The 8,050-nt window shown below is 74.4% G+C and carries 4 protein-coding genes and 2 pseudogenes; 4 read left to right on the top strand and 2 right to left on the bottom strand.

Translation table 11 applies throughout. The features are described from left to right. Positions 1 to 31: 31 nt before the first annotated feature. A pseudogene (locus tag AB0B83_RS23465) lies at positions 32 to 2,078 on the top strand (S8 family serine peptidase); the annotation flags it as partial. 14 nt (positions 2,079 to 2,092) lie between these two features. Further along, a pseudogene (locus tag AB0B83_RS23460) lies at positions 2,093 to 2,722 on the top strand (transcriptional regulator TrmB); the annotation flags it as partial. 106 nt (positions 2,723 to 2,828) lie between these two features. Here AB0B83_RS23460 and AB0B83_RS23455 read toward each other — a convergent pair. Beyond that, complete coding sequence (locus tag AB0B83_RS23455; RefSeq protein WP_357579968.1) at positions 2,829 to 3,617, bottom strand: sporulation protein; 789 nt, start codon at positions 3,615 to 3,617, stop codon at positions 2,829 to 2,831. A gap of 270 nt (positions 3,618 to 3,887) precedes the next feature. Here AB0B83_RS23455 and sigB point away from each other — a divergent pair, with 270 nt between their 5' ends. Then, positions 3,888 to 4,892, top strand: a complete 1,005-nt coding sequence (gene sigB / locus AB0B83_RS23450; protein ID WP_357579967.1) for an RNA polymerase sigma factor SigB — start codon at positions 3,888 to 3,890, stop codon at positions 4,890 to 4,892. 99 nt (positions 4,893 to 4,991) lie between these two features. After that, positions 4,992 to 5,402 (top strand): VOC family protein, encoded by a 411-nt coding sequence (locus AB0B83_RS23445; RefSeq protein ID WP_357579966.1) that lies wholly within the window; start codon positions 4,992 to 4,994, stop codon positions 5,400 to 5,402. A gap of 76 nt (positions 5,403 to 5,478) precedes the next feature. Here AB0B83_RS23445 and AB0B83_RS23440 read toward each other — a convergent pair whose 3' ends face one another. Next, positions 5,479 to 8,034: a GNAT family N-acetyltransferase gene (locus AB0B83_RS23440; RefSeq protein ID WP_357579965.1), complete on the bottom strand. Its 2,556-nt coding sequence runs from the start codon at positions 8,032 to 8,034 to the stop codon at positions 5,479 to 5,481. Between the last annotated feature and the right edge of the window lie 16 nt (positions 8,035 to 8,050).

Here is an 8,050-nt window from a genome sequence, read left to right as displayed (position 1 = left end):
GCCCCCCCCCGGGGGGGGGGGGCCGCCCGGATTGGTCGGGGCGGGCCTCGCCGCGCTCCCGGCCCGGGCGCGGGCGGCCGGCCCGTCGCCGGCCGCCCCCGCCGCCACCCGGGACACCCACACGGTCACCCTGATCACCGGCGACGTGGTCACGGTGACCACCTCCGCCGACGGCAAGGCCACCGCCGAGGTCGACCGGCCCGACGACGCCACCGGCGGCGTACGCTTCCGCCAGAGCGGCGACGACCTGTACGTCCTGCCCGACGAGGCCCTGCCGCTGCTGGACGGCGACAAGCTCGACCGGCGGCTGTTCAACGTCACGGACCTCATCGAGATGGGGTACGACGACGCGAAGACCCCGACGCTGCCGCTGATCGCGGCGTACACCCCGGCGAAGGCCCGCGCGGCGAAGCCGACGGCGCCGCGCGGCGCGAAGCTCGTCCGCGACCTGCCCAGCATCCAGGGCGCGGCACTGTCCACCGAGAAGAAGCACGCCCGCACCTTCTGGTCCACCGTCGCGCCCGCCTCGGCGACGGCACCGGCCCGGGCCCTCGGCGGCGGGGTGACGAAGCTCTGGCTCGACGGCCGGGTGACGGCGGCGCTGAAGGAGAGCGTGCCGCAGGTCGGCGCGCCCGCCGCGTGGGCCGCCGGGTACGACGGCAGCGGGGTGCGGGTCGCGGTGCTCGACACCGGGGTCGACCCCGCCCACCCCGACCTGGTCGACCAGGTCGACCAGGTCGACGACAAGGTCAGCTTCGTGCCGGGCGAGGACACCTCCGACGTCCACGGGCACGGCACCCACGTCGCCTCGACGATCGCCGGCACCGGCGCGGCCTCGGCGGCGGCAACCGGGGCGTCGCCCCGGGCGCGGACCTGATCGTCGGCAAGGTGCTCGACAACGGCGGGTCCGGCCTGGACTCCTGGATCATCGCCGGCATGCAGTGGGCGGCCGAGTCCGGGGCCGACGTGGTCAACATGAGCCTCGGCGACGGCTCGCTGACCGACGGCACCGACCCGATGACCGCCGCCGTGGAGACGCTCTCCGCGCGGCACGGCACGCTCTTCGTCGTCGCCTCCGGCAACGCCGGCCCGCAGACCATCGGGTCACCCGGCACCGCGCCGAGCGCGCTGACGGTCGGCGCGGTCGACAAGCAGGACGCGCTGGCGGGCTTCTCCAGCACCGGCCCGCTGGCCCGCACCGGCGCGCTCAAGCCGGACCTCGCCGCGCCCGGCGTCGGGATCGTCGCGGCCCGCTCGCAGCAGTCCGCCGGCGAAGGCGCGTACCGGAGCATGGACGGCACCTCGATGGCCACGCCGCACGTCGCCGGGGCCGCCGCGACGCCGGCAAGCAGCTCATCGCCGCGACCCGGAGCGGGCCGCGGAAGCTGACCGTCACCCGGGTCCCGTACGCCAACTACGTCTACGACCTGGCCCGGGTCTGGCCCGGGCAGGTGCCGGACCAGCCGCTCGTCTACCACCCCCGGCAGCGGGACCTGGGCCGGATCGACGCCCGCTACCACGCGGCCGTCGACTCCCCCGGCTCCGGCTACCGCTACGACATGGTCTTCAGCCCCTCGTTCGGCTTCCCGGAGAGCGAGTCGCACCCCGGCACCCGCACCGAGTGGGTCACGCCCGACGTGGTCTGGCACGAGGTGCACCACCAGGGCAGCTGGACCGACACGGCCTACCTCAACACGTACGCCAAGGGCACCACGACCAGGCTGGACTGGTTCGCGCCGGCCGTCCGGCCGGCCTTCAGCCGGGGGCTCGCGCTGCGCAACAGCCGATACGGGGACTACATGACCCTGAACGTGCAGGCCTGGAGCCCGTCGGGCGACGTGCTGGAGCACGGCGGCAACCTGGAGTGGGGCTCGGTGCCGACCAACCTCAAGCTCCACCAGGGCGACAAGCTGGTGGACGAGAACACCTGGAGCTCGGACCTGCAGTGGACGCCCGTGCCCGCCGGCACGCTGCCGTACCGCCTGGTGCTGGACGCCTCGCGGCCGGCCGACCAGTGGCGGCTGTCCACCCGCACGCACACCGAGTGGGACTTCGTCTCCAGCTCGAACGACGCCGACAACTTCGTGCCGTTCGGTTCGCGCAGGTGCAGCACGCCGCCCGCACGGAGGTACGCAGCTTCGTCACCACCCCGTTCATCGCCGTACCGCCGGGCGCCAACGCGGTGGAGTCGGCGGTGGTCGGCCAGGGGGTGCGCTTCCGCGTCGTCATCGACCGGCCGACACTGGCCGAACCGGGGGTGGTCGCCGAGACGCTGGAGTCGCTGCGCGACGGCGTCCAGGTGCGGGTGGTGGACCACCTGCCGATCAAGCTGATCCTGGCCGACGCGGAGCTGGCCCTGGTGCCGTTGACCGCCGTACCCGGTGGCGAGCCCGGTGCGGTGCTGCTGCACCGCACCGGGCTGCTGGCGGCGATGGACGCGCTGTTCGAGATCGTCTGGCAGCACGCCCACCCGCTCGACTCGTCGGCCCTGACCGCCCCCGCCGGCGACAGCGCCGACCGCCAGGCGGCCGACGGCCCGACCGCACTCGACCGGAAGATCATGGCGCTGTTGCTGGCCGGGCTCACCGACCCGGTCGTCGCCGCCCAGCTCGACCTGTCGTTGCGGACCCTCCAGCGGCGCCTGCGCCACCTCATGGACCTCGCGGGGGTGAAGACCCGGATGCAGCTCGGCTGGCACGCCGCGCGCCACGGCTGGGCCTGACGGGGCCGCGGGCCCGGCGAGCCCGCGGCACGGCCGGCGCACACCAGGACGCCCGCCCCCGCGAACGCGACGGTGATGTCGGCGAGGGCGGCCGTCAGCCGGGGCGTCAGGAGAAGAGGCCGCGGCGTTGCAGCGACTGACGGATCCAGCCGTCGAGCTGGGGGGCGAAGTCGGTGCGCTCCGCGGTGGCGTGGTCGACGGCGAAGCGGCCGAAGGCGTCCCGGCCCTCGGTGAACAGCCCGCCGCGCTTGTCCAGCTCCAGTACCACCTGGATCTGCTGCGGGTCGGTGACGAGGGTGACCTCCAGCTGGTTGATCGCCCCGGCGTACTGCGGCGCCGGGTAGAACTCGATCTCCTGGTAGAAGGGCAGGGTCTGCCGTACGCCGTAGATGTGACCCCGCTCCACGTCGGCCCTGGCGAACCGGAAGCCCAGCCGCAGGAACGCCTCCAGGATCTTCTGCTGGGACGGCAGCGGGTGCACCGCCACCGCGTCCAGGTCGCCCTTGTCCACCGCGCGGGCCACCTCCAGCTCCGTACGCAGCCCCATCGTCATGCCGTGCAGGTGCTGCCCGTACAGCTCGGTGAGCGGCGTCTCCCACGGCACGGCGAAGCGGAACGGGATGTCGTGGCGCTGCCCCGGGGCGAGCTGGAAGGCGCCGGTCGCGGCCTGCCGGTGGAACTCCTGCGTGGTCTCGTAGTCGTTGTCGCCGCTCTCGACCTCGACCCGGGTGACCAGGCCCAGGGCGACGTACGACACGTCGACGAGGTGATCGCCGCCGGCCACGTGGATGACGCCCTCCAGCTGGCCGCCGGGGCGGCAGTTCGGATTCGTCAGCACGGTTTCCACGGACGGGCCACCCACACCCATCGCCTGCATGAGCCGCTTGAAGACCACGACACCCTCCACAACCTGTTCGGTACGCCGACGTCGCCGGCGGGCCGGCCGTGCGGGCCGACCGCTGGCACGGTAACCGCCGGCGGCAACCAGCGCTCGGCGACGAGCCGCCCACGCTGAGCAGGGCATCGACGGAATTCGTGTCGGTTCCCCGATCGCCTCACTCCCGTTTCACGCCCCGCCCGCCAAGCTGTGTGTCACACCGGCACCACTGGGCCGGATCCAACGGCACAGACGTGGACACGGGGAGAAACTGAGATGGCCCTGCAGATGACGGAGCACCGGACGCGCCCTGCCGGCACCACCGAGGCCGCGAGCGCCACCGACACCCTGACCGACCTCGACGCCACCGACGAGCGCGGCGTCTCCACGGACCTGGTCCGGGCATACCTGAACGGGATCGGCCGGACGAAGCTGCTGACCGCCGCCCAGGAGGTCGACCTCGCCAAGCGGATCGAGGCCGGGCTGTTCGCCGAGGAGAAACTCGCGACCTGCACCCCCGTCTCGACGGAGTTGCGGGCCGACCTGGGGCTGATCGTCGCGCAGGGCCGCGCCGCGAAGGACCACCTGCTGGAGGCCAACCTGCGCCTGGTGGTCAGCATCGCCAAGCGGTACACCGGTCGCGGCATGGCGTTCCTCGACCTGATCCAGGAGGGCAACCTCGGCCTGATCCGCGCGGTCGAGAAGTTCGACTACGCCAAGGGCTACAAGTTCTCCACGTACGCCACCTGGTGGATCCGGCAGGCGATCACCCGGGCCATGGCCGACCAGGCCCGCACCATCCGCATCCCGGTGCACATGGTCGAGCAGGTCAACCGCATGGTCCGGGCCCGCCGCGAGCTCTCCGTCTCGCTGGGCCGCGAGCCCACCGTCGCCGAGGTCGCCCTGGCCATGGACATCCCGGAGTTCCAGGTCATCGAGCTGATCTCGTACGACCGGGAGCCGGTGAGCCTCGACCAGGCGGTCGGTGAGGACGGCGAGAGCGCGCTCGGCGACTTCGTCGCCGCCGTCGACCCGAGCGCCGAGCCGGGCGACGCCGCCGCGCAGGGCGAGCTGCGCAACGAGGTCAGCATCGTGCTGTCCACCCTGTCGCAGCGGGAGCAGGCCGTGATCCGGCTCCGCTTCGGCCTCGACGACGGCCGGCAGCGCACCCTCGACGAGGTCGGCCGGGAGTTCGGCCTGTCCCGGGAGCGGATCCGGCAGATCGAGAAGGTGACGCTGCTGAAGCTGCGTGACCCGGAGCGGGCGCAGCGCCTGGAGGCGTACGCCTGCTGACGTTCCTGGACCACGCGAGGCCCCGGCGGTTCGCCGGGGCCTCGCGTCCGTCCGGGCCGTGGTCCTTGATCCCGGCTGCCCGACGGGCTACCAATAGCCATGAACTGGACCCTGGAAGTGGTGGTCGTGCCGGTCTCCGACGTGGACCGGGCCAAGGCGTTCTACGCCGACCGGCTCGGCTTCGCCGTCGACCACGACACGACGTTCGGCGACGACGCGCGGATCGTGCAGCTGACCCCGCCCGGCTCAGGCTGCTCGATCGTGATCGGCAGGGGACCGCTGCCCGAGATGCCACCCGGCTCGCTCAAGGGCATCCAGCTCGTCGTGCCCGACCTGCGCCGGGCGCGGGCGGAGCTGGTCGAGCGCGGCGTCGAGGTCAGCGAGATCCAGGTGCTCGGCGAGAATCCGCGCCCGGTGCCGGACCCACTGGACAACGTCGGTTTCGTCCACTTCGCCGACCCCGACGGCAACGCCTGGTCCGTGCAGCAGATCTCCAGCCGGGCGGCCTGACCGGTTCGGCCGCCGCACCGCGAAGTGTCAGGAAGGGCACCTTCCTCTACACCAGACGTTAGGAAGGTGCCCTTCCTTACAGGCGGCGAGGGCCGGTGTCGGGGCGGGCCACGGCGGAGCCGACCCGCACGGTCGCGTGCAGCACCGAGATGCCGTCGGGGCGGGCGAGCACCGGGTTGAGGCTCAGCGCGCGGACCCGGGGCTGCTCGTCGGCGAGCCGCCCCACCCGCAGCAGCAGGTCCGCCAGGGCCGCCCGGTCCACCGGCGCCGCGCCGCGGTGCCCGCGCAGCAGCGGCGCCGCCCGGGGCTCGTCGACCAGCTCGGCCGCGTCCAGGTCGGTCAGCGGCACCGCCCGCCAGGCCCGGTCACCGAGCAGCTCCGTGGCGACGCCGCCCAGCCCGAAGCCGACCACCGGGCCGAACGCCGGGTCCTCCACCAGCTCGACCACGCAGGCCACACCGGGCGGGACCATCGGCTGCACCAGGACGTCCGCGCCGAAGACCGCCGACATCTCCGCGTACGCGCGGTGCACCGTGGCCGGGTCGGGCAGGTCGAGCCGGACCGCGCCGAGGTCGAGGCGGTGCCGCAGACCGGGGGCGGCGGCCTTGAGGGCCACCGGAAAACCCAGCCGGGTCGCCGCGTCGACGGCCGCCGCGGCGGAGCGCGCCGGCACCGACTCGACCACGTCGATCCCGTACGCCGCGAGCAGTCCCGCCGGGTCGAGGGCCTCCGGCCGCAGGGCGGCGTGCGCCGCCTCCCGGTCCACCCGGGGCAGCTCCGGCGGCACCCCGGCGGGCCGGCGCAGCCAGTCGGCGTACGCGGTGACCCGGGCGAGGGCGCGCACGGCCTCCTCCACGCTCGGGTAGGCGGGCACCCCAGCGGGCGTACGGCCGACCAGGAACGTCGCCACGGCCGGCTTGCCGGCGGCGAACGCGCTCGGCAGCGCGGCGGTGAAGTCCGACTCCGTGTCGGTGAGCTGGCCGGGCAGCGGCGGGGCGAACACCACCACCAGCGCGTCCACCTCGCCGTCGGCTCCCGCCTCGGCGAGCGCGGCGGTGAACTCGGCCACCCTGGCGCGCGGGCCGACGTCGCGCGGGTAGCCCCGGGCGACGGTGAGCCCCTGCGCGGCGCAGGCGGTGGCCGCCAGCCCCGTCAGCGCCGAGGAGTTGCCGACCACGCCGACCCGACGGCCGGCGGGCAGCGGCTGGTGGGCCAGCAGCACCCCGACGTCGAGCAGCTCGGCGACGGTGTCGACCCGGATCACGCCGGAGTGGGCGAACAGCGCGGCGACCGCCACCTCGTCCGGGCCGGCGGAGTCGCCCACCCCGGGCGGCCGGGCCGGCGAGGCGAGCGCCACGACGGGCTTGTCCCGGCCGATCCGGCGCGCCAGCCGGGCGAACTTGCGCGGGTTGCCGAACGTCTCCAGGTACAACATGATCACGTCGGTGCCGGCGTCGTCCTGCCAGTACTGGAGCAGGTCGTTTCCCGAGACGTCGGCCCGGTTGCCGGCCGAGACGAAGCTCGACAGGCCCAGCCCTCGCCGGTCGGCCTCGGCCAGCAGCGCCACCCCGAACGCGCCGGACTGGCTGAAGATGCCCACCCGGCCGGGCACCGGCAGCCGGGGGGCGAGGGTGGCGTTGAGGCGTACCGCCGGGTCGGTGTTGGCCACCCCCAGGCAGTTCGGGCCGACCACGCGCATGCCCGCCGCGTACGCCGCGCGGACCAGCGCGCGCTGCGCGGCCGCGCCCTCGCCGCCGGCCTCGGCGAAGCCCGCCGAGATGACCACCAGGCCGTGCGCCCCCGCGGCGGCCGCGTCGGCCACCACCTCGATCGCCGCCTCCGGTGGGACCGCCACCACGGCCAGGTCGACCGGCACGCCGGCATCGGCCGCCGAGGAGTACGCGGGCAGCCCGGCGACCGTCGTCGCGCCCGGGTGCACCGGGACCACCGCGCCGAGGTAGCCGCCGTCGCGCAGGTGCCCGAGCACCGCCGCGCCGACGCCCTGCCCGGTGGCGCTGGCGCCGTAGACGGCGACGCCGCGCGGGGCGAGCAGCCGGGCGACGGAGCGGGCCTCGGTGCGGTGCTCCCGGCCGCGCTGCACCTCCAGCGTCGCGTCGGTGGGGGCGATCGGGAAGCTCAGGTGCACCACGCCGTCGGCGAACTGCCGCTGCACCTGGTAGCCGAAGTCGGAGAAGACCCGCAGCATCGCGCCGTTGGCCGGGAGCACCTCCGCCACGAAGTTGGCGATGTCGTTGCGGCGGGCCGCGTCGGCCAGGTGCTCCAGCAGCACCGAGCCGATGCCCCGGCCCTGGTAGGCGTCCTCGACCACGAACGCCACCTCGGCCTCGGGGGCCTGCGGGCCGAGCCGCTCGTAGCGGCCGACGGCGACGATCCGCTCGCCGACCAGCACCACGAACGCCTCCCGGTCACGGTGGTCGACGTTGACGAAACGTTGCAGGTCGCGCTCGGGGATGCGCGGGTACGGCGAGAAGTAGCGCAGGTAGCGGGTGCGCTCGGAGAAGCGCGAGTGCATCGCCACGATGCCCGGCCCGTCCGACGGGTGGATCGGCCGCAACTGCACGGTGCTGCCGTCGCTGAGCAGCACGTCCACCGGTTGTTCCACAGCGGTCACCTGTGCGGTCCCCTCC

Origin of the sequence: Micromonospora sp. NPDC049060, from assembly GCF_040649055.1 — a bacterium.
In the GTDB taxonomy this organism is placed as follows: domain Bacteria; phylum Actinomycetota; class Actinomycetes; order Mycobacteriales; family Micromonosporaceae; genus Micromonospora; species Micromonospora reichwaldensis.
The sequence above is the reverse complement of the archived record's forward strand: the minus strand, read 5'-3'. Positions and strand labels throughout refer to the sequence as shown.